We start from the raw sequence: 18,393 nt of genomic DNA, 5'->3' as shown, positions 1-18,393 counted from the left end.
TCGCCTATACAGAAGCTCTCGCGCCCGGCCGAAAGGTCGGGCGCCGCCGATTCAAACGCCCGATATTCGGGCCGCAAACGCCGGGACGCACGCCCCATGACCGACATCCTGATGCCCAAGGCCACCGCGGTCTGGCTGGTGGACAACACCTCGCTCTCCTTCGAGCAGATCGCAGATTTCTGCGGCCTGCACCCGCTGGAAGTACGCGGCATCGCCGATGGCGACGTGGCCCGCGACATCCGCGGCGTGGACCCGGTCACGGGCGGTCAACTGACGCGTGAAGAGCTGGAAAAGGCCCAGGACCACCCCGACTACCGCATGAAGGCTGTGGTCAGCCGCCACGCCGACCTGATGAAGCCCAGCAAGAGCGGCCCCAAGTACACGCCCGTGTCGCGTCGTCAGGACCGTCCGGACGCCATCGCCTGGTTCGTGCGCAACCACCCGGAAGTGACCGACGCCCAGATCGCCAAACTGCTGGGCACGACCAAGTCCACCATCGAGACCGTGCGCAACCGCACCCACTGGAACTCGGCCAACATCAAGCCGGTCGATCCGGTAACGCTCGGCCTGGTCGGCCAGCTGCAGCTCGATGAAATCGTCAAGAAGGCCGCCGACAAGAAGGCCAAGGACGACGCCAAGGCCGGCGGCGCCGCCCTGCAATCCATCCAAGCCGAACCGGAAGAGCCCGAGTTCGTCCCGGAAGAGCGCGTGCGCCCCGGCGCCGAGCCCACCGCCGAGTCGGTGTTCGGCAAGAACGACTGATCGTTCTGCCCTGAAACAAGAAACGGCCCCGAGGATCGCTCTTCGGGGCCGTTCTCGTTTTGGGAGGAGTGGCTAGTGGGCCCTGGCCTCCAGACTAGTGATTTCTTCCTTCAGCCTGAGCTTTCGCTGCTTGAGTTCCCTGAGTTGGATCGGGTCCGCGGTGGGTCTCCGTGCCTCCTGCTGGATCGTCTCATCCAGCGAACGGTGCCGGTTTCCCAGTTCGCGAATACGAGCCTCGATGGTCATGGCTTGCGCCTCCATGTCTAAGGGACCACTACACTGAGCGCCCGGAACGACGGGCTGTGGAATCACATTGCGGTGACCCTCCGCCGCTCCGAACACGGACACTGTGGAAGTCAAAATGGCCGATGATGTGAACTCGACCATAAGCAAGCCGGCCCCCTTGCGGCTGGTCGTTGGAATCTCCGGCGCTTCCGGCGCGATCTACGGCGCACGGGTGCTGGATGCGCTCCGGGAACTGAGCATCGAGAGCCATCTGGTGGTCAGCAAGGCCGCCCTGCTCACATTGTCGCAGGAGACAGACCTGACGCCCGACGACCTGATGTCCAAGGCCTCCGTCGTCTACAAACTGGCCGATGTCGGCGCCGCCATCGCCTCCGGCTCGTTCCGCACGCTCGGCATGATCGTCGCCCCCTGCTCGGTGCGCACCATGAGCGAGATCGCCACCGGCGTGACCTCGACCCTGCTGACCCGCGCCGCCGACGTGGCGCTGAAGGAGCGCCGCCCCTTGGTGCTGATGGTGCGAGAGACGCCGCTGCACCTGGGCCACCTGCGCACCATGACCGCCCTGGCCGAAATGGGAGCCGTCATCGCCCCGCCCCTGCCCGCCTTCTACGCCAAGCCCGCCTCCATCGCCGACATGGTGGACCAGTCGGTCGGCCGGGCGCTGGACCTGTTCGGCCTGGACTGGTCCGCCGTGCGCCGCTGGGAAGGCCTCAAGGGCGCAAGCGAAGCATGAGCGACCTGTGGACCTGGGCCGTCGCAGCCTATGACGCGCCGGGCGTCGCCGAGGCCTGCCTGAGCCTGCAGGACCACAACGAGCAGAACGTGCCCCTGTTGCTGTGGGCCGCCTGGGTCGCCGTGACCGGCCGCCGCCCGGACGAGGAAACCCTTGAGGCCGCCTGCGACACGGCGAGAGCCTATGACACCGTGATCGTGGCCCACCTGCGCGCCGTTCGCCGCACGCTGAAGGCGCCCATCCCCGACATCGACGATGCGGCGCGCGAGGCGCTGCGACAACAGGTCAAGACGGTCGAGCTGGACGCCGAGCGCCGCCTGATGCTGGAGCTGGAAAGCCTGGCCCCCGCCCCGTCCGGCGCGCCGCGCCGCGCCATCGACGGTCTGGCCGAGACCGCCCGCCAGTGGACCCGGATCGTGCCGCGGCCCGCGCTGACAACCCTGGCCGAACGCCTTCCCGCCTGACGGCCGGTCGGCTATAAGATAACGCGTCCGGGGCGAACCATGAACGACGACCAACCTTTTCTGTCCGATGAGGACCAGCGGCTGCGGGCTGAGCTGAAAACGCTCCTGCAAGAACATGCCGACCTGGACGCCTCGATCGACGCCCTGGGTCATATGCCGATCCCCGATCAACTGCTGATCGCGCGCCTGAAGCGGAAGAAGCTGGCCCTGCGCGACGAGATCGTGAAGGTCGAAGACCGCATCCTGCCCGACATCATCGCCTGAGCCGGACTGATAAGCGCCGTCAGCGGCCCTTCTTCCTCAGCCACATGGCCGCGTCGGCTTCCGACAGCCAGATCTCGGGATCGGTCTGGCCGGAATAGGCCCGGACGCCGAACGAACCGCCCAGAGCCGCGCGCTCGCCCTGCCACTGGAAGCCGTCGGCTTCGAGCGTTTCCGCCAGACGCCGGGCCTTGTCGCGACCTTCCTCGACCCCGGCGTGCAGCAGCAGCAGCGCGAACTCGTCGCCGCCCAACCGCCCGACGGCGTCGGACTCGCGCACATTTTCCAGCAACAGGTCCGCGACCCGCACCAGGGCGGCGTCCCCGGCGGCGTGGCCCAGCCGGTCATTGACGCCCTTGAACCCGTCCAGATCGAGGTACAACAGCACCGCCTGAACCTCGTGACGGCGGCAGAAGGCCATGCTGCGGTTCAATACCGTCATGAAGCCGCGCCGGTTCAGCGCCCGGGTCAGGACATCATGATCCGCCAGGGCCTCGGCCTCCTCGGCGCGGGCGGTCAGGGCGACGACCTCGGCGCGCAGCCGTTCGATCTCGGCGTGCAGATCGGTCTCTGCAGTCGGTTCGGCCACGTCGGTCAAGTCAGGCTCCGGTATCGCGAATCGCGGGCGACTCAGGCCCTCGCGACGCTAGGGATTCTAGCGACCTTGGTTGCGGGCGCAACGCGCGTGCTGTAACGGGCCGCTTTCCGTGTGGGGAGCCTTCGCGCATGACCGCCTCGACGCCACCTGTCGCCATCATCATGGGCAGCCGTTCCGACTGGCCGACCATGAAGCTGGCCGCCGAACGTCTGGACCAGCTGGGCGTCGCCTGGGAAGCCAAGGTCGTCAGCGCCCACCGCACCCCGAAGCGTCTGTATGACTTTGCCACGAACGCCAAGGCGAACGGCCACAAGGTCATCATCGCCGGCGCCGGCGGCGCAGCCCACCTGCCCGGCATGGCCGCCTCGATGACCGACCTGCCCGTGCTGGGCGTGCCGGTCCAGTCCAAGGCGCTGAAGGGGCTGGATAGCCTGCTCTCCATCGTCCAGATGCCCGGCGGCGTGCCGGTCGCCACCCTGGCCATCGGCGAGGCGGGCGCCGCCAACGCCGGCATCCTGGCGGCGCAGATCCTGGCCCTGTCGGACCCCGCATTGGCCGAGCGCCTGAGCGCCTTCCGCACCGCCCAGACCGAATCCGTCGCCGAAACCGTCGAGGACTGACTTGCCCCAGTTGCCCCTGCCCCCCGGATCGACCCTCGGCATTCTCGGCGGGGGCCAGCTGGGCCGGATGCTGAGCCAGGCCGCCTCGCGCCTGGGCTTCGACGTGGTGATCCTCGACCCCGAGCCCGACTGCCCGGCCGCCCGCGTCTCGCGCGCCCAGATCACCGCCCCCTATGACGACCCCGACGCGCTTCAGGCCCTGGGCCGTCTGTGCGACGTCGTCACCTTCGAGTTCGAGAACGTGCCCGCTCTGTCGGTGGAACAGTTGGCCGAGGCCGGCGCCCTGGTCGCGCCCGGGCCGACGGCTCTGGCCGTCGCCCAGGACCGAGTGGACGAGAAGACCTATCTGAACGCCGTCGGCGCCCCGACCGTCGATTTCGCGTCCGTCGCCACGCTGGACGACCTGACCGCCAGCATCGAAGCTCTGGGCCTGCCCGCCCTGCTGAAGACCCGCCGCGAAGGCTATGACGGCAAGGGTCAGGTCTGGATCCGCGACGCCGCCGATGCCGCCGCCGCCTTCGACGCCATCGGCCGCCGCCCCGCCATTCTGGAAGCCGCCGCCGTCTTCAACCGGGAACTGTCGGTGATCGCCGCGCGCGACCACGACGGCGCGGTCGCCGTCTATCCGCTGGGCGAGAACATCCACGCCAACGGGGTGCTGAAGACCACCCTGGCCCCCGCCGCCGTCGATGCGAAGACGCAGGCCCGCGCCGTTGAGATCGCCGCCGCCGTCCTCGACGGCCTCGACTATGTCGGCGTCATGGGCATCGAGCTGTTCGATATGGGAGGCGGAGAATTGCTGGTGAACGAGGTCGCCCCGCGCGTCCACAACACCGGCCACTGGACCCAGGACGGCTGCGTCTGCGATCAGTTCGAACAGCACGTCCGCGCAATCGTCGGCTGGCCCCTCGGCCCCACCGAGGCCCACGCTCGGATCGAGATGACCAATCTGCTGGGCGACGAGGTCGATCAGTGGCGCGCCCTGGCTGCTGAGCCGAACGCCCGACTGCACCTCTACGGCAAGGCCGAGGCTCGCGCCGGGCGCAAGATGGCGCACGTGAACCGGGTGTTGGGTTCGATCTGAGCCGTCAGGCCGAGGGCGTCTCGTCCTTCGCCCCATAGCGTAACCGCCCCAGCGCATCCGTCACGGCCTTCAGCGGCGCGTCGAAATCCTTGCCCGCCTTCCACTTCTCGAAGGCCATGACGTTCTCGATGCGGCGGCCGACGAAGGCCTCCGCCGCCTCCTTGCCGTCGAACCAGCGCATGGTCAGGGCCGGAATCAGGATGCCGCCCAGGATGGCGCGCTTGGAATAGTGGTTCTGATCCGTCGCCGTGTCCCCGGCCCAGCGCCACAGGTGGTCGGCGCTCTCCCAGGCCAGCTTGAAGCCCAGGTCGACGTTGGTCGGCAGGCTTAGGAAACCGGCGCAGCGCTTGGCCGCCTCGATGTCCTGCGCCCCGGCCTCCATCCGCGCCGAGACGGCGGCGGCGATTCGCTGGCGAATCTTCATCGTGTCCGGCGGCGTGGCCTCCAGCGCCTTCAACGCCCGCGAATCGTGACGGCGCGACAGCAGGACGGCGAGATCGCGCGCGCCGTTGGGCAGCAGCAACTCCTCGTCGCCCAGCGACAGGCCGTTCGCCTCGCACGCCGCGCGCACCAGGCGGCTGTTCCAGCCCAGCACGGGCGCGCGTTCTATAGCGGCGTCCAGGACGCCCTGTTCCGTGCGGGCGGCCCAATCGTCCTTGGGGGCGGGTTTGGGATCGGCGTCGGCGGCTTCGGTCATATCCCCAGAATAGTCCTGTCCTTCGGGCTTTTCGACCCATCACGATTGCCTGTGTCGATCTGGACAGGCCCAGGCTGGTCGTGTATCAGCGCGCCTTCATCCGAGAGCCCCGCCTTTCGGAAGAGGTTTTTATTTTGTCTGCCCGTCTCCCTTCGAAAGGACGCGGCGGGCGGCCAAAGGAGAGATAACCCTGGTTCAGATTTTCGTCCGCGACAACAACGTCGATCAGGCCCTCAAGGCCCTGAAAAAGAAGATGCAACGCGAAGGCAGCTTCCGTGAAATGAAGCGCCACGTGCACTTCGAAAAGCCTTCGGAAAAGCGCGCCCGTCAAAAGGCTGAAGCTGTCCGTCGCGCCCGCAAGCTGGCTCGCAAGCGCGCCCAGCGCGAGGGCCTGCTGCCGGCTCCGAAGCCCCGGGTTCCGGGCGGCCGTTAATACGGCCCCAGCCTCGGCTGAAAGATCAAGGCCCGCCCCGGGAAACCGGAGCGGGCCTTTTCTTTGGCTGAACGCCGCTGCCCGCCTCGCGAAATCGCGGGCGGCGGAGGGCTGGGCGGGGCGCCGGGCCTTCGCCCGGAGAGGTTGTAGTTTTACCGTTTCGACGAAGACGCTGCGCCCCGCGCGAAGAGTTGGACATGAGCTCGGGGCAGGCGCCGCTGTTTGCGGCTACTCCCGGCGCCCATGACGGGCAGGCCGCGCGACGACGCGGTCCTGGAACGGTCCGAGTAACCCCCTCGACCCTGACCGGAGCCTCTACGATGGACGGGTCGAACGCCCCGTCGCTAGGCCCCAGCGGCGTCATGTCTTCTCGTGGTCTAACGCGCGTTCGCGCTGCTTGAGACCATTTCACGCTCCGTCCTGAAACGTCGCGTGGAGAACCGCCCGCCTGATCCATCGCCGCCTTCCGCTGGGTGCTCCCTTGCCCGGCGCGCGCGACGAGAGGCTGACGGTCCGACAAGACCCCCGTTCTCTCCGCTCCCGCCGCCGCTTCGGTTCGCCGGCCAAGCGAGCCCTCCCTTGCGACGAGACAGGGAAAGCATGGCGCAGGTTGGGGGTGAGGCGAGGTGATGGGGGCGGATGAGGCGTAATCCCGCCGGTTTTCAAGGATTGGAGGGCCTGATTGTGAAGGCCGTCTCTTTTCTCCGCTCATCCCGGCGGACGCCGGGATCCAGTGAGTGCTCCGCCCGCGGCGTTTGCAGCCAAAGGGCTGGACCCCGGCGTCCGCCGGGGTGAGCGGGAGAATGGGAGCGTCGAGTGGCCGAGCGGAGCGAGGTCGGATGAGGGGTTGCGCGACAGCGGATGAAGCAAGGGGGTTTTGAGCGCGGCGAGCCCCCTCATCCGTCAGCCCCCGATCAAGTCGAGGGCTGCCACCTTCTCCCGCAAGGGGAGAAGGAAGATCAGCCCCCCTCTCCCGAGAGACCTCAGTGTCCGCCGCGCACGGCGCCGAGGAAACTCTTCCAGTTCAGCTTCACGTCCGACAGAGCGCCGGCGCGGAAGGCCCGACCGGCCACCCAGACCATCAGGGCCGCGAACAGGAACATGCCGATCAGGGCGCCGATGATCTCGATCAGCGGCGGGCCGCTGGGCGCGCGGGCGGCCATGACGAAGGGGGTGAAGGGCGGAATCAGGCTCATCACCTTGACCACCGTCGCGTCGGGCGTGCGGATCGCCATCTGCATGACCAGCAGCGGCGCCACCAGCACCATCATGATCGGCCCCATCAGGGTCTGGGCGTCGCGCGGCGTCTCGCAGAAGGCGCCGATGGCCGCGAACAGCACCGCGTACATCAGATAGCCCCCGACCATGAACAGCAGGAAATAGATCAGCAGGCCGTTGCTCATCAGCACCGAGCCGATGTCGCGCGCCATATCGGGCGCCGCCGCCACCAGAGCCACGCCGCCCAGAGCCCCCCAGGCGAGCAGCACGGTCAGCGTCAGCAGGGCCACGCCCAGCACCTTGCCGGCCAGGATCTCGGTCGCCGAGGCCGAGGACAGCAGGACTTCCAGGATCTTGTTGGCCTTCTCCTCCATCACGCTGTTCAGCAGGATGGAGGCCCCGGTGATGATCAGCGACCACAGGATGAAGCCGACCGCCAGGCCGACCACGGTCGGCAGCTTGTCGCGGAACGAGACCTCGCCGCCCGAGGCCGCCTTGGGCGAGAAGACCGACAGATCAGGACGGAAGCGATCCGTCTGAACGACGACGGCGGGGTCGATGCCGCTGGCGGCGAAGACCTGACGGCGGTTGGCGTCCTTCAGGGCGTCGCGGACAGCGTCCTCGACGGCGTTGTCGGTAGCGCGGGCAGTCCAGACGCGGGCGCCGGGCTGGCCGTTGGCCTCGGTCAGGAAGACGACGGCGCTCAGCTTTTGCCCCTCGGGCGCGTCGTCGGTCAGATAGCGCCGGGCCAGGGCGTCGCGAGCCTGGCCCGGCGCTGCGGCGACGATTTCGGCGGGCGGCGCGACCAGGGTCAGGCTGCGTTTCGGCGTCTCAAAGGCGGCCCCGGCGCGCGGCGCCTCGCGCTTCAGCGCGGCGATCCCGGCGGCGAAGCCCTCGGTCTCCGCGACTTGGCGCACCCGGTCGCCGCCCGCTACGCCGGCCTCGGGAATGGCGGCCATGCGCAGGGCGCTGATGTCGCCGCGCGTCTGTTCGGTCTCCAGCGACTGACGCACGGCGGCGGCTAGGCCGGACCCGGCCGGCGCCTCGTCCACCAGGGCCACCTGGCGCACCGGCTCGGCGTGGCTCATCAGGATGGGGATGACCCCGCCCAGCGCCCCGAACAGCGGGAAGGCCAGCAGCGACAGCCAGAAACCGACCGTCTTGGCGTAGGCCATGAACTCTCGGCGGGCGATCAGAAGGGTGCGGTTCATCGGGCGGCCTCCGCCTTGGGCGCATCGCGCGCCGCGTCTCTGGCGACGCTCTGGTCCTGGTCGGGGTGGTCGCCGGTCAGGGCGATGAAGGCGTCGTGCAGGGTCGGCTCCTTGATCTGGAACCGACGCACGTCCAGCCCGGTCAGGAAGGCTGACTTCAGAGCCTCCTGTCCGCCCGCCCCCTGCGCCAGACCGGCGCGGAGCGTGCGCGCGCCGTCGTAGTCGTTCAGCACCTCGACGCCGGACACGCCCGGCAAGGCCGCGACGGCCGCCGGGTCCAGCGCGCCTTCCAGTTCGAGGAAGCGCGGCGAGGTCGCCCTCGCCTCGTCCACCGTGCCCTCGAACGCCTTCTTACCGCGCGCCAGCAGCACGACCTTGTCGCACAGCCGCTCGGCGTGCTGCATGACGTGGGTGGAAAACAGGACGGTCGCGCCGTCGGCGGCCAGGGCGCGGATCATGGCCTCCAGCCCCTGCTGGTTCATCGGGTCGAGGCCGGAGAAGGGCTCGTCCAGGATCACGAACTCGGGCCGATGCACGACCGAGGCGATCAACTGGACCTTTTGAGCCATCCCCTTGGACAACTCCTTCATCTTCTTCTTCTGGGCGTCGCCGAGCCCCATCTGCTCCAGCATCTCGCGGGCGCGCCTGCGGCCCTCAGCGACGGGCAGGCCCTTCAGCCCGCCGAGGAAGGCGATGGCGTCCACGGGGGTCATCTTCTTGTAGAGGCCGCGCTCTTCCGGGAGGAAGCCGATCCGGTCGCGGACCTTGCGCCCGTCGTCAGCGCCGAGGATCTCGATCCGGCCGGACGTCGCCGGCTGAAGCCCCAGGATCATGCGCAGGGTCGAGGTCTTGCCCGCGCCGTTGGGGCCGAGGAAGCCGCAGATCGTGCCCTTCTCGACCTGGAAGCTCAGGTCGGAAACCGCCTGGAAGCCGCCGTATCTCTTGCTGATTCCGTCCAGCGTCAGCGCTGCCGCCATGCCGTTCCCCTTTAACCGTCAGGAGAGAGCCTAGCGGCCCGCCGCCGTCTATGGAAAGGGCGTTTTACATTACGGATTAGTCATTATTGACGAAGCCTGATGACCGCAAGCCTCAGCTCGCGGGGGCGTCGACCTTCACGTCGAAGCTCTCACCCATGACCTTGGTCGGGTTCACCTGACCGCCGTTGCGGCGCATCTCGAAATGCAGGTGCGGGCCGGTGGAATAGCCGGTCGAACCGACCAGGCCGATGCGCTCGCCCGTGGCGACCGACTGGCCCGTATGCACGTCGATCCGGCTCAGGTGGCCATAGACGCTGCTCATCCCGTTCGGGTGCTTCACCTCGATGAAATTGCCGTAGCCGCCGGCCTGGAAGCCGGCGCGGACCACCCGTCCCTCCGCCGTCGAATAGACGCTGGTGCCCTTGGGCGCGGCGATGTCCACACCCTTGTGGGCGCGCGCCTTGGCTTCGATCGCCAGCTTGCGCAGGCCGAAGACCGAGTTGACGCGATAGCCCTTCACCGGAGCCTCGAAGGCGACCTTGCGCATCACCGGCCCGGCCGGCTGGGCCACGGCCTTGACCGGCGGCGCGGCGGGAACGGACAGGTCTTCGAGCTTGTCCGGGGCGGGGTTGGCGCCGTTCAACGGCGCGGCGGCCATGGCGAGAACGGCGGCGCCGGCCAGCATGGTGGCCTGGCCGACATGAAGGGCGAACGGCCTGATGGCCGAGGGTACCAAACGCATACTAAAACTACAGCTCCTGGCGCTCATCGAGCGGGAGGGGCCGACATGTTCACGCGAAATAGGCAGCGCGGGTGGCGAAAAACTCAGTCGCCGACGGCCGGGGTTGACCGCCTTTTGCCATCACACCGGGACTCCAATGGGGCGCTGCGGGGGCGACACGAGGTCGCACCGATGGAACCGGAACGAAAGAAGCCGCGCGACAGTCGCCGCGCGGCCCCGGTCCCTGCCGTCGAACGGCCTACAGCGGCAGGGTCAATTGCACACCGCCCATATGGCTTGTGGCCCGATCGCCGAAGCGGCCCTGGTAGCCGATGCTGACCTTCAGCCGCTCCATCACCACGCCCTCGATGCCCGCCGAGGCCAGGAACTGACTGCCGAACGGCAGTTCAGCCTCGCGCGCCAGAATCTGCGCCGGATTGCCGGCGATGCCGATGCGCACGGCGTCGCTGTCGTCGCTCAGGCTGTCGCGATAGCCGCCCTCGGCGAAGAAGTGGAAGCGGTCGATCCCGCCCTCGGCGCGCAGGGCGATCTCGGCCGTCGTCGCCTCAACCGTGCGGTCCTGATAGGCGTACTGGGCCGCGACGCCCTGTTCGACAAAGCCGTCCACGTCGCTGTTGATCCAGGCCACGGCGGCGCGCGGCGACAGGGCGATCCCGCCCATGTCGAACCACATCCCGCCCTGCAGCCGCGCGCCCGTGCTGACGCCCCGGGTCGAGCCAGTGTGGACGATCGGCGCCAGCGAGGTCCGGCGCGAGATGTCGTGGAAATCGTCCTGGGCCACGCCCGCCGCCGCATTGACGAACAGGGCGCCCGCGCGCCAGCCGCCGTAGAGGTCGAGACCGAACGTATCCAGATCGACCTTCATCGCCCCGGCGTCCACGTCGGCGTTGCGATAGCTTCCCGCCAAGCCGAACCGCATCGTCTCCGTGCCCGACTCCAGCGCGATCCGCACGCCGTAGCCGGTCGAGGTCGCCGCGCTGATCGGGCCGCGCGCATCGGTCCTGGTCCGGTCGGCCAACGCCCCCACCGAGATCGAAGTCCCCGCCGTCCAGGCGTCGCGCCCCGACAGGCTGGCGGTCGAGCCGTCCATGGCGTCCTCGCGGTGCCGCCAGGCCGTCTCGCCCAGCACGGCGCTCTGCGCGCCGAGGTCGCCGTAGTAGAGGTAGTCGTTGGCCAGATGCGCGATCAGCCTGTGACCCGCCGCCGTGGGGTGGACCCCGTCCCAGAACAGGTAGCTGTCGGGATTGGCGCAAACGCTGGTCCCGGTGAAACACATGTCCCTGGCGTTGGTCAGACCGAAACGATCAGGGCTCGCCGACAGGGTGTCGCTGATCTTGTAGAGATCCATCAGGATGATGTTGGTGTTGGGCTGGCCCGCCGCCGTGGCCATCAAGCCCGTCAGCAGGGCGCCATTGAAGGTCGTGCCGGCGTAGTCGGCCAGGGGGGCGGCGGCCGCCGAGGCGCCCTGATTGAACTGCGGCGTCGTGCCCAGTCGCGGCAGGTTGGTCACCAGTATCGTGCCCGCCCCGGCGGACGCCACGCTGTTGACGATGAAATTGATGTCGGCCGCCGCGCTCAGCGAGACCGGCGTGATACTGCCTGTCGGGTTGGCCGAGACGGCCGCCGACGGAATGGCCTGCAGGAGGTTGTTGGCGCCCCCCAGGATGCTGACCAGGTCGCCGCGGCCGAATTTGCCGCCCCCGCCCGTATAGGCCAGCAGTTGATTGCGCATCCCGGGCGGCGACGCCTGGCTGTCCGTCCGCGCGCCGCCGAAGGCGTAGTTGACGCTGCCGGTCACGGGCGCGCCGGCGGTGTAGCGTCCGGCGTTGAAGCCCAACAGCTCCGTGAACACCGGTCCGTTGGAGAAACGACCTTGATAGTAGGGCGCCGGCGGCTGCCCCGACAGGGCGAACAGATTGCCGTTGTCCGACAGGCTGTCGCCGAACACGACCAGTCGATTGTAACTCTGGGCGCCGGCGGCGCCTGCAGCCGAGGCAGCAGCCAGAGTCAGGGCGGCCAGAGCCGCTCCACGGAGAAGACGAGACATCGATTCCCTCCCTCGACCGTCAGTGAGCGGTCGCTATTCGGCAGTCTGCGCCGCTTTTCAGCCGGCGCAAGATGCCGCTAGGGAAACTGAACGATGTTCAGTGAAGCATGCGAAACCGAAGTGTGCCCGGCAGGTCACGCAGAATCTTCAGCACCTCGGGATCATAGTCCCGGTCCACGTCGGTGATGACATAGCCGGTCCGCTCGTCCGTCTTCAGATGCTGACCCAGGATGTTGAGGCCCGCCGCCGACAGGGCGCGGTTCAATTCGGCCAGAACGCCCGGCTGGTTCTTGTGGATGTGCAGCAGGCGGTGGGCGCGCGACACCTCGGCCAACTGCACGTTCGGCAGGTTGACGCAGAAGGTCGTATCGCCCCGGTTCAGATAACCCAGCAGCCGCTCGGCCGCGAATTCGGCGATGGCTTCCTGCGCCTCCTCGGTCGAGCCGCCGATGTGGGGGGTCAGGATGACGTTCTTCAGGCCGCGAAGGGGGCTGTCGAACGGGTCGGCGTTGGTGCGCGGCTCCTCGGGGAAGACGTCCACCGCCGCCCCGGCGATCCGGCCCGACTTCAGCGCCGCCGCCAGGGCGTCGACGTCGACGACGTGGCCGCGCGACAGGTTCAGGAACAGGGCGCCGGGTTTCATTTTGGCGAACTGGGCCGCGCCGATGACGTCGGCGTTGTCCTTGCGCCCGTCGACATGCAGGCTGACCACGTCGGCCTCGGCCAGCAGGGCGTCCAGCGAGCGCATGCGGCGGGCGTTGCCCAAGGCTAGACGCTCGGACAGGTCATGGAAGATGACCCTCATCCCCAGGCCCTCGGCCAGAACCGACAGCTGCGAGCCGATGGCGCCATAGCCGACAATGCCCAGGGTCTTGCCCCGCAGCTCGCGCGAGCCGGTGGCGGACTTGTTCCACTGGCCCTGGTGCATGGCCGCCGACTTGTCGGCCACGTCGCGCATCAGGACGATGGTCAGGCCGATGGCCAGTTCGACCACCGAGCGGGTGTTGGAATAGGGAGCGTTGAACACAGCCACGCCGTGCGCCGCCGCGGCGTCCAGATCGATCTGATTGGTGCCGATGCAGAAGGCGGCGATGGCCAGCAGCCGGTCGGCGTGTTCGAGCACGCGTGCGCTGACATTCGTCTTGGAGCGGATGCCGAGGACGTGCACGCCCTTGATCGCTTCGATCAGGTCATCCTCGTCCAGCGCGCCCTTCAGGGTCTCGACGGAATAGCCCGCCTCCTCCAGCCGCTCGACGGCGGCGGGATGGATGTTTTCCAGCAGCAGCATGCGGATGCGGTTGCGGGGATAGGACCAGCGACCCGACACGCCCTCGGCGAACAGGACCTCGTCCAGCGAGGCGGCGACCGCGTCGGCGACCTCGATGACCTTGGCCCGGCTGACGACTTCGGTGAAGGCGTAGAAGCGGTCGGCGGCCCCGGCCAGCTTGACCTCGGCGTCGGTCCAGCCGTCGCCGACCATGACCACGGGTCCGGTCAGGTTCAGCGCCTTGATGACCTCGGGCTTGCCGCTGTCGCGCGACAGGGGGTTGGCGTCGTCCACGCCCGTGACCCGGCCGTCGGCGTCATAGATCAGGTCGTTGCACAGCACATGATCGGCGGCGACGCCCAGCCGCGCGGCCAGGGGCGCGATCACCTCGCGGAAGCCGCCCGACAGGATATAGACCCGCTCGGCATGACGTTCGAAGAAGTCCACGTTGCGCCGCACCGAGGCGCTGGCCTCGTCGAGAATCCGATCGCTCAAGGTCTCGATATGGCTGCGAGTCAGCGACAGCAGGTCCAGACGGCGGCGCAGGGCCGTGCCGAAATCCACCTGCCCCGACATGGCTTGATCGGTCAGGGCCGCGATCTCGGCCTTCTTGGCCGCCGCATCGGGCGCATCGGAGAGGACGATGTCGGCGAGCGCTTCAAGCGTCTCGATACGCACCAGGGTGGAGTCGAAGTCGAAGATGAAGACGGGCGAAGTCATGCGTGGGACCTAGCCGAGCTTAGCACTTGCAGCAATGAAAAGGGGCGCAGAAGCGCCCCTTTCCGCACGAATATTCCAGCAAGGGTCAGAATTTGCCGAAGCCGCGCGATCCATCGCCCTTGCGCCGGCTTTCCAGGGCGGCCGCGCCGATGGCGGCGGCGATGGTAGCCACCGCCAGCAAGGCGCCGCCCTCCTTCGCATGGTCGCGAGCGAAGTCGCCGGCGTCCTCGGCATAGCGCCGAGCCTGTTTGGCGTAGCGTTTCATCGGCTTGCGAGAGTTCTTGCGCGAGCGATGGCGCCAGTGTTCGGCCTGGGCCCGGGCGTCATGGCGGAAACGGCCGGCGCGCTCGCCGGCGTAGTCGCCCAGTTCGGCGGCGCGATGGCCCAGCCCGTCCGCGCCGTGCCGCACGCCGCGCGCGATATCGTCAAACCGGTGGCGCAGGGCCTCGGCGTCGAACCAGCCGCGCGGATCGGCCCTTTGGCGCAGTCGCTCATAGCGGGTCGGGCCGCTGCGCTGATTCAGCAGCAGGGCGGCGATGCCCACGCCCGCCAGCACGGCGACCACGCCGGCGGTGATCCCGGGGTGTCTGCGGACCTCGTCCACGGCGTTGAACTGTCGAACCATGGGCAATCAAACCTCTTCTTGTCGAAACACTGTCGTCAGGACAGGAGCGAACCGGGCCGAAAGAGGTTCCGCCACAAACGGCCAAGCTGCAAGGCGGGCGACGCCTGTTCCCCGCCGCCTCTTACCAAGAGGGGGCCGCCTCCCTATGTTGCGCCGCTTCCGAACAGTTTCGCCTTTTTCCAGGATCTTCGCCGTGACCGATCACGCGCCCGCCGCACAGCCGACCCCCGTCTCGGCCCCGACCGACGACTTCGCCGCCGCCTTCCAGATCGAAGGCTGGCCCGTGCGCGGCCGCCTGGTGCGTCTGGGCGAGGTGGTGGACAAGGTCCTGTCGGCCCACGCCTATCCCGAGCCCGTCGCCGCCCTGCTGGGCGAGGCCTGCGTCCTGGCCGCCATCGTCGGCTCGGCGCTGAAGTTCCAGGGCCGCCTGATCGTCCAGGCCCAGGGCGACGGCCCGGTGCGCTATGTCGTGGCCGATTACGGCACCGACGGCGCCCTGCGGGGCTTCTGCCGCTTCGATCCCGAAGAGGTGGCCCAGGCGTCGGAAGGCTTCGTCCGTCCCGGCGCGCAGACCCTGTTGGGCCAGGGCGTCTTCATCATGACCATCGACCGGGGCGAGGATTTCGAACGCACCCAGGGCATCACCCCGATCGAGGGTGAAAGCCTGTCGTTGTGCGCCGAGCACTATTTCACCCAGTCCGAACAGGTGCCGACCAAGGTGCGCCTGGCCGTGGGCGAGGTGACGACCGAGGCCGGCACGTCGTGGCGCGCCGGCGGGGCGATGATCCAGGTCATCGCCGGCGACGAGGCGCGCGGTTCGACCGAGGAGGTGTGGGAGCGCACCCGCGCCCTGTTCAACACCCTGGGCGACGATGAACTGATCGACCCGACCATCAGCGGCGAGACCCTCCTGTATCGTCTGTTCCACGAGGACGGCGTGCGGCTGGAAGGCGCGCAAGCCCTGGCCGCCGTCTGCCGTTGCTCCAAGGAGCGGCTCGTCACGGTGATGCAGTCCTTCCCGCCGGAAGACCGCGCCGACATGGTCGAGGACGACGGCATGATCCACGCGACGTGCGAGTACTGCTCGACCGTCTACAAGATCGACCCGGAAGAGATCGCGGGCTGACAAAAACCCTTCTCCCCTCAAGGGAGAAGGTGTCGTGCGAAGCATGACGGATGAGGGGGCGGGTGGAGGCAGACTGTCGGCTAGAGTCGAGCGCGCTGAAGCCTCCCCCTCATCCGAGCGCCTCCGGCGCCCACCTTCTCCCTCAAGGGGAGAAGGAAAACTTGAAGGGGCGCTAACGCCTACCGGCTGCTTGAGCGCTAGCTGTTCAGGTCCAGCGAATAGCCTGCCGAACGCACCGTGCGGATCGGGTTGACCGTGCCTTCGACGTTCAGGGCCTTCCTCAGGCGGCCGACGTGGACGTCGACGGTGCGGGCCTCGACATAGACATCCGAGCCCCAGACGGCGTCCAGCAGTTGTTCGCGGCTGAAAACCCGGCCCGGGTGCTTCATCAGGTGATCCAGCAGACGGAACTCGGTCGGGCCGAGGTGGACCTCCTTGCCCGCGCGGCGGACGCGGTGGGCGACGCGGTCGATGACGATGTCGGCGTGGTTGATGCGGTCGTCGGCCAGGCCCGGACGGATGCGGCGCAGGACGGCGCGGATGCGCGCGGTCAGCTCGGTCATCGAGAAGGGCTTGGTCATATAGTCGTCGGCGCCGGTGTCGAGGCCGCGCACGCGGTCCGATTCCTCGCCGCGCGCCGTCAGCATGATGATCGGCAGGTTGCGGGTCTCGGCCCGGCCGCGCAGACGACGGCAGACCTCGATGCCCGACAGCTTGGGCAGCATCCAGTCCAGCAGCACCAGGTCAGGCAGGCGCTCGTCGACCTGAAGCAGCCCCTCCTCCCCGTCCGCGGCCACGGTGACGTCGTAGCCTTCCTTCTCCAGATTGTACTGGAGCAGGGTGGCCAGGGCGTCCTCGTCTTCCATCACCAGAATATAGGGTTGCACGTCAGGCTCTCCGGTCGGTCGAAGTCGTCAGCGAGAAGGGTCAGTCGGCCGTCGGAAGGGACGGCGGCGTCGAAATATGCGGCGTCGGCGATGGGTCCTCGCCGGGAGCGGGCACGGCCTTGGGCCGCTCGCCCAGCATTTCCTCACCGGTGATCTCATAGTGGACCGTCTCGGCGATATTGGTCGCGTGGTCGCCGATCCGCTCCAGGTTCTTGGCCATGAACAGCAGATGGGTGCAGGCCGTGATCGTGCGCGCATCGCCCATCATGTAGGTCAGCAGTTCGCGGAACAGGGCGTTGTAGTGCTCGTCCACCTCATCATCGGTGCTCCACACCGACAGGGCGCGCTCCAGCTCCGAGGCCGTATAGGCGTCCAGAACGTCGCGCAGACGGGTCGAGACCAGACGGCCCATCCGCTCGATCGAACGGGTCAGCACCTGCATCGGCTCGCCTTCGGCCAGGATCAGCGCGCGCTTGGCGATGTTCTTGGCCAGATCGCCGGTACGCTCCAGATCGGTGGCCAGTTTCATGGCCCCCAGGGTGCGGCGCAGGTCGGAGGCCACCGGCTGACGCAGGGCGATCAGGCGGATCGACTTCTTCTCGATGTCGCGGTGCAGGGCGTCCAGGCGGGCGTCCCGCTCGATCACCGCCTTGGCCAGGGCCACGTCGCGGCGGGCGACGGATTCGATGGCGTCGGCCACCTGCGCCTCGGCCAGACCGCCCATGCGGACGACCTCGGCCGTCAGCTGGTTCAGTTCGTCGCCGTAAGCCTTGACCGTGTGCTGGTTCATGCTCGCGCCCTTAGCCGAAGCGGCCGGTGATGTAGTCGAGCGTGCGACGCTCGCGCGGATTGGTGAAGATCTCTTCGGTGTCGCCGGTCTCGACCAGCTTGCCCATGTGGAAGAAGGCCGTGCGTTGCGAGACGCGGGCCGCCTGGGCCATCGAGTGGGTGACGATGACGATGCAGTAGCGCTCGCGCAGTTCGTCGATCAGTTCCTCGATCTTGGCCGTGGCGATCGGGTCCAGCGCCGAGCAGGGCTCGTCCATCAGGATGACTTCGGGTTCGACGGCGATGGCGCGGGCGATGACCAGACGCTGCTGCTGGCCGCCCGACAGGCCGGTGCCCGGCGAGTGCAGGCGGTCGGCGACCTCCTCCCACAGACCGGCGCGCTTCAGCGCCTTCTGGACGATGTCGTCCAGTTCGCCCTTGGACGAGGCCAGGCCGTGAATCTTGGGCCCATAGGCGACGTTCTCATAGATCGTCTTGGGGAAGGGGTTCGGCTTCTGAAACACCATGCCGACCTGGGCGCGCAGCAGCACGGGGTCGATCTTGCGGTCGTTGATGTCGCCGCCGTCCATCTCAATGCGGCCAGTGACGCGGCAGCCCGGAATAGTGTCGTTCATGCGGTTCATGGTCCGCAGGAAGGTCGACTTGCCGCAGCCCGACGGGCCGATCAGGGCCGTGACCGTCTTGTCGGGGATGTCCAGCGAGACGTCGAACAGGGCCTGTTTGTCGCCATAGAAGACCGAGACGTCGCGCGCGGCGATCTTGATCGGCCCCATGGGCGCCGAGGCGTGTGCGCCGACGATCGGGGCGGTCGACAGGGTCGAGGGCTCAGAGGCGCCGGAACCGCTGGTTTGGCCGTCGGGGGCGCGGAAAATGTTGAACTTCATAG

Annotated in this window: 20 protein-coding genes; 8 read left to right on the top strand and 12 right to left on the bottom strand. The window is 68.1% G+C overall.

What is annotated here, in order from left to right; all coding sequences use genetic code 11:
* Window positions 1–96 precede the first annotated feature (96 nt).
* Window positions 97–762 carry a DUF1013 domain-containing protein gene (locus tag AB4Y68_RS10025; RefSeq protein WP_441455451.1) on the top strand — a complete coding sequence of 222 codons (666 nt, stop codon included), beginning with the start codon at window positions 97–99 and terminating at the stop codon, window positions 760–762.
* A gap of 72 nt (window positions 763–834) precedes the next feature.
* Here AB4Y68_RS10025 and AB4Y68_RS10020 read toward each other — a convergent pair whose 3' ends face one another.
* A complete protein-coding gene (locus AB4Y68_RS10020) occupies window positions 835–1,008 on the bottom strand; it encodes a YdcH family protein (protein ID WP_441455449.1) in 174 nt (57 codons plus the stop codon).
* A gap of 115 nt (window positions 1,009–1,123) precedes the next feature.
* On the opposite strand from AB4Y68_RS10020, the gene AB4Y68_RS10015 reads away from it, so the two are divergent.
* The 3 genes from AB4Y68_RS10015 to AB4Y68_RS10005 are packed head-to-tail and all read left to right on the top strand — an operon-like array spanning window position 1,124 to window position 2,469.
* Window positions 1,124–1,741 (top strand): UbiX family flavin prenyltransferase, encoded by a 618-nt coding sequence (locus tag AB4Y68_RS10015; RefSeq protein WP_441455448.1) that lies wholly within the window; start codon window positions 1,124–1,126, stop codon window positions 1,739–1,741.
* Window positions 1,738–2,205 (top strand): TIGR02444 family protein, encoded by a 468-nt coding sequence (locus AB4Y68_RS10010; protein WP_441455447.1) that lies wholly within the window; start codon window positions 1,738–1,740, stop codon window positions 2,203–2,205. Before AB4Y68_RS10015 ends, AB4Y68_RS10010 begins: the two co-directional genes overlap by 4 nt.
* Window positions 2,206–2,244: 39 nt before the next feature.
* Window positions 2,245–2,469 (top strand): YdcH family protein, encoded by a 225-nt coding sequence (locus tag AB4Y68_RS10005; protein WP_441455446.1) that lies wholly within the window; start codon window positions 2,245–2,247, stop codon window positions 2,467–2,469.
* Window positions 2,470–2,488: 19 nt separating this feature from the next.
* Here the strand turns inward: AB4Y68_RS10005 and AB4Y68_RS10000 are convergent, their stop codons facing one another.
* A complete protein-coding gene (locus AB4Y68_RS10000; RefSeq protein WP_441455618.1) occupies window positions 2,489–3,055 on the bottom strand; it encodes a GGDEF domain-containing protein in 567 nt (188 codons plus the stop codon).
* 137 nt (window positions 3,056–3,192) lie between these two features.
* Between AB4Y68_RS10000 and purE the strand changes: the two genes are divergently transcribed.
* Entirely contained in the window at window positions 3,193–3,684 is a 492-nt protein-coding gene (gene purE, locus AB4Y68_RS09995; RefSeq protein WP_441455444.1) for a 5-(carboxyamino)imidazole ribonucleotide mutase, read from the top strand.
* Window position 3,685: 1 nt separating this feature from the next.
* Complete coding sequence (locus AB4Y68_RS09990; RefSeq protein ID WP_441455443.1) at window positions 3,686–4,768, top strand: 5-(carboxyamino)imidazole ribonucleotide synthase; 1,083 nt, start codon at window positions 3,686–3,688, stop codon at window positions 4,766–4,768.
* A gap of 4 nt (window positions 4,769–4,772) precedes the next feature.
* Here the strand turns inward: AB4Y68_RS09990 and AB4Y68_RS09985 are convergent, their stop codons facing one another.
* A complete protein-coding gene (locus tag AB4Y68_RS09985) occupies window positions 4,773–5,465 on the bottom strand; it encodes a COQ9 family protein (RefSeq protein ID WP_441455441.1) in 693 nt (230 codons plus the stop codon).
* Between the two features lie 190 nt (window positions 5,466–5,655).
* Between AB4Y68_RS09985 and rpsU the strand changes: the two genes are divergently transcribed.
* Window positions 5,656–5,898: a 30S ribosomal protein S21 gene (gene rpsU, locus AB4Y68_RS09980; protein ID WP_184271562.1), complete on the top strand. Its 243-nt coding sequence runs from the start codon at window positions 5,656–5,658 to the stop codon at window positions 5,896–5,898.
* A gap of 983 nt (window positions 5,899–6,881) precedes the next feature.
* On the opposite strand, the gene AB4Y68_RS09975 is transcribed toward rpsU, so the two are convergent.
* The 6 genes from AB4Y68_RS09975 to AB4Y68_RS09950 all read right to left on the bottom strand — a co-directional run bounded on the left by AB4Y68_RS09975 (window position 6,882) and on the right by AB4Y68_RS09950 (window position 14,705).
* Window positions 6,882–8,327 (bottom strand): ABC transporter permease, encoded by a 1,446-nt coding sequence (locus tag AB4Y68_RS09975; RefSeq protein ID WP_441455440.1) that lies wholly within the window; start codon window positions 8,325–8,327, stop codon window positions 6,882–6,884.
* Window positions 8,324–9,304 (bottom strand): ABC transporter ATP-binding protein, encoded by a 981-nt coding sequence (locus tag AB4Y68_RS09970; RefSeq protein ID WP_441455439.1) that lies wholly within the window; start codon window positions 9,302–9,304, stop codon window positions 8,324–8,326. The genes AB4Y68_RS09975 and AB4Y68_RS09970 overlap by 4 nt, the downstream gene beginning before the upstream one ends.
* A gap of 112 nt (window positions 9,305–9,416) precedes the next feature.
* A complete protein-coding gene (locus AB4Y68_RS09965; protein ID WP_441455438.1) occupies window positions 9,417–10,046 on the bottom strand; it encodes a M23 family metallopeptidase in 630 nt (209 codons plus the stop codon).
* Between the two features lie 238 nt (window positions 10,047–10,284).
* Window positions 10,285–12,093 carry an autotransporter domain-containing protein gene (locus AB4Y68_RS09960; protein WP_441455437.1) on the bottom strand — a complete coding sequence of 603 codons (1,809 nt, stop codon included), beginning with the start codon at window positions 12,091–12,093 and terminating at the stop codon, window positions 10,285–10,287.
* A 97-nt stretch (window positions 12,094–12,190) separates the two neighbouring features.
* Entirely contained in the window at window positions 12,191–14,080 is a 1,890-nt protein-coding gene (serA, locus tag AB4Y68_RS09955; RefSeq protein ID WP_441455436.1) for a phosphoglycerate dehydrogenase, read from the bottom strand.
* A gap of 85 nt (window positions 14,081–14,165) precedes the next feature.
* Window positions 14,166–14,705 (bottom strand): hypothetical protein, encoded by a 540-nt coding sequence (locus tag AB4Y68_RS09950; RefSeq protein ID WP_441455616.1) that lies wholly within the window; start codon window positions 14,703–14,705, stop codon window positions 14,166–14,168.
* 145 nt (window positions 14,706–14,850) lie between these two features.
* Between AB4Y68_RS09950 and AB4Y68_RS09945 the strand changes: the two genes are divergently transcribed.
* Window positions 14,851–15,831, top strand: coding sequence for an Hsp33 family molecular chaperone (locus AB4Y68_RS09945; protein WP_441455435.1), 981 nt, complete (start codon window positions 14,851–14,853; stop codon window positions 15,829–15,831).
* Window positions 15,832–16,028: 197 nt separating this feature from the next.
* Here the strand turns inward: AB4Y68_RS09945 and phoB are convergent, their stop codons facing one another.
* Genes phoB through pstB form a run of 3 tightly spaced genes read right to left on the bottom strand, consistent with a single transcriptional unit; the run spans window position 16,029 to window position 18,391 of the window.
* Window positions 16,029–16,718, bottom strand: coding sequence for a phosphate regulon transcriptional regulator PhoB (gene phoB, locus AB4Y68_RS09940; protein ID WP_114817985.1), 690 nt, complete (start codon window positions 16,716–16,718; stop codon window positions 16,029–16,031).
* Window positions 16,719–16,758: 40 nt separating this feature from the next.
* On the bottom strand, window positions 16,759–17,508 hold the full coding sequence (gene phoU / locus AB4Y68_RS09935) for a phosphate signaling complex protein PhoU (protein ID WP_441455434.1): 750 nt from the start codon (window positions 17,506–17,508) through the stop codon (window positions 16,759–16,761).
* A gap of 10 nt (window positions 17,509–17,518) precedes the next feature.
* Window positions 17,519–18,391, bottom strand: a complete 873-nt coding sequence (pstB, locus tag AB4Y68_RS09930) for a phosphate ABC transporter ATP-binding protein PstB (protein WP_441455433.1) — start codon at window positions 18,389–18,391, stop codon at window positions 17,519–17,521.
* Between the last annotated feature and the right edge of the window lie 2 nt (window positions 18,392–18,393).

The organism is Brevundimonas sp. 2YAF1 (assembly GCF_052114745.1).
Lineage (GTDB): Bacteria > Pseudomonadota > Alphaproteobacteria > Caulobacterales > Caulobacteraceae > Brevundimonas.
This window is presented reverse-complemented; position numbering and strand designations above follow the sequence as displayed.

Excerpts from the sequence above, each read along its gene's own strand:
- AB4Y68_RS09950 (WP_441455616.1), bottom strand. The coding sequence starts at position 14,705 with ATGGTTCGACAGTTCAACGCCGTGGACGAGGTCCGCAGACACCCCGGG.
- AB4Y68_RS09975 (WP_441455440.1), bottom strand. The coding sequence starts at position 8,327 with ATGAACCGCACCCTTCTGATCGCCCGCCGAGAGTTCATGGCCTACGCC.
- AB4Y68_RS09970 (WP_441455439.1), bottom strand. The coding sequence starts at position 9,304 with ATGGCGGCAGCGCTGACGCTGGACGGAATCAGCAAGAGATACGGCGGC.
- AB4Y68_RS09985 (WP_441455441.1), bottom strand. The coding sequence starts at position 5,465 with ATGACCGAAGCCGCCGACGCCGATCCCAAACCCGCCCCCAAGGACGAT.
- AB4Y68_RS10025 (WP_441455451.1), top strand. The coding sequence starts at position 97 with ATGACCGACATCCTGATGCCCAAGGCCACCGCGGTCTGGCTGGTGGAC.
- AB4Y68_RS09945 (WP_441455435.1), top strand. The coding sequence starts at position 14,851 with ATGTTGCGCCGCTTCCGAACAGTTTCGCCTTTTTCCAGGATCTTCGCC.
- purE (WP_441455444.1), top strand. The coding sequence starts at position 3,193 with ATGACCGCCTCGACGCCACCTGTCGCCATCATCATGGGCAGCCGTTCC.
- phoU (WP_441455434.1), bottom strand. The coding sequence starts at position 17,508 with ATGAACCAGCACACGGTCAAGGCTTACGGCGACGAACTGAACCAGCTG.
- AB4Y68_RS09965 (WP_441455438.1), bottom strand. The coding sequence starts at position 10,046 with ATGCGTTTGGTACCCTCGGCCATCAGGCCGTTCGCCCTTCATGTCGGC.
- AB4Y68_RS10010 (WP_441455447.1), top strand. The coding sequence starts at position 1,738 with ATGAGCGACCTGTGGACCTGGGCCGTCGCAGCCTATGACGCGCCGGGC.
- AB4Y68_RS10015 (WP_441455448.1), top strand. The coding sequence starts at position 1,124 with ATGGCCGATGATGTGAACTCGACCATAAGCAAGCCGGCCCCCTTGCGG.
- pstB (WP_441455433.1), bottom strand. The coding sequence starts at position 18,391 with ATGAAGTTCAACATTTTCCGCGCCCCCGACGGCCAAACCAGCGGTTCC.
- serA (WP_441455436.1), bottom strand. The coding sequence starts at position 14,080 with ATGACTTCGCCCGTCTTCATCTTCGACTTCGACTCCACCCTGGTGCGT.
- AB4Y68_RS09960 (WP_441455437.1), bottom strand. The coding sequence starts at position 12,093 with ATGTCTCGTCTTCTCCGTGGAGCGGCTCTGGCCGCCCTGACTCTGGCT.
- AB4Y68_RS10020 (WP_441455449.1), bottom strand. The coding sequence starts at position 1,008 with ATGACCATCGAGGCTCGTATTCGCGAACTGGGAAACCGGCACCGTTCG.
- AB4Y68_RS10005 (WP_441455446.1), top strand. The coding sequence starts at position 2,245 with ATGAACGACGACCAACCTTTTCTGTCCGATGAGGACCAGCGGCTGCGG.